At 37.0% G+C, this 1,239-nt stretch carries 2 protein-coding genes; both read left to right on the top strand.

Annotation, left to right across the window (positions count from 1 at the left end; genetic code table 11):
- Positions 1-41 precede the first annotated feature (41 nt).
- Positions 42-926 carry a RipA family octameric membrane protein gene (locus AC1MDJ_RS07930; RefSeq protein WP_479690380.1) on the top strand — a complete coding sequence of 295 codons (885 nt, stop codon included), beginning with the start codon at positions 42-44 and terminating at the stop codon, positions 924-926.
- A 3-nt stretch (positions 927-929) separates the two neighbouring features.
- Positions 930-1,157 carry a hypothetical protein gene (locus tag AC1MDJ_RS07925; RefSeq protein WP_479690379.1) on the top strand — a complete coding sequence of 76 codons (228 nt, stop codon included), beginning with the start codon at positions 930-932 and terminating at the stop codon, positions 1,155-1,157.
- Positions 1,158-1,239: the final 82 nt, after the last annotated feature.

Below are 1,239 nucleotides of genomic sequence, written 5' to 3'. Positions count from 1 at the left end.
GGTAGGAGTATGATAAGGTTATTAAGTTTAAGGGGCAATAAATGACAATTAGAGAGAAAGAATATCAAGACGCTATGTGCATTCAGCCTGAAAACATAGAGGGGGAGGCAGACCGCAAGGTTAGACGTAAAAACAGGAAAATATTGTTAGAAAAGGCTTGGCACGTCAGAGATTTTGAGATAGAGATGCACTGGAAAAGGGCATTATACTTTGCGGGCTTTATTTCGGTGATATTTCTCGGATATATTGACCTAAAAAAAGGGGATTGCCCAGATAAATACCAATACCTATATCCTATTCTAACGGGGTTAGGTTTGTTGGTTTCATATATTTGGTATTTAGCAAATCGTGCATCCAAGTTTTTGCAAGAAAACTGGGAGCACCACATTGACCAGCTAGAGGACGATATAGGCAAGCTATACAAAACTATTCTTTATAAGCAATATAGTTTTGCGAACCTAACAGATATATTGCCCATTTCTGTTTCAAGGGCAAGTATTTTTATTAGCTTGGTTATAACTTTTGGCTGGTTTGTTTTGTTTGGAACAGAGGTTTTCCAACTCATCGTGCTAGATAAAAACATACAAAATGTACTCTGTAATCTCATGAAAGGCTTAAATTTACCATGTTCCATAATTCCTACGATATTTTTCATATCTGGCTTAGCAATCATATTGCTATTCTGTGCCAAAAAATGGTACATCAGGATAGCTTTAATAGTAGCTTTATTGGTGTTTGTAGTGTTATCAGTGTTTTTATTAAAATCTGCACTATCAGTATTGGTGGTCATATTACTATTAGTGGCATGTTTAGGGCTAGCCAATTGTATTTATTATTGTCTAAAGACAACTGGTTTTGAGGACAGGAAAGATAAGTGCAAAGACGATGAAATTCATATCCTCAAACGAGGAGTTATGAAGGAGTAATTTATGAAAAAAGTTTTGGGGCTTTTGTTTATATTTGTTCTTTTAGCATCCGTTGCACCAGCACAACAAAAGACTTACGTGCTTGGTGAGGATGCGTTCCCTGTCCGTCTTGAAGGTAATATTTTTCGGTTTTTTGACAGTGAGGGCAGGGCTATCAACGGAATAGTGCAAATAAATCTTGATGGTGGTAGGAGTATGATAAGGTTATTAAGTTTAAGGGGCAATAAATGACAATTAGAGAGAAAGAATATCAAGACGCTATGTGCATTCAGCCTGAAAACATAGAGGGGGAGGCAGACCGCAAGGTTAGACG

The organism is Candidatus Termitispirillum reticulitermitis, from assembly GCF_054655775.1.
The sequence above is the reverse complement of the archived record's forward strand: the minus strand, read 5'-3'. Positions and strand labels throughout refer to the sequence as shown.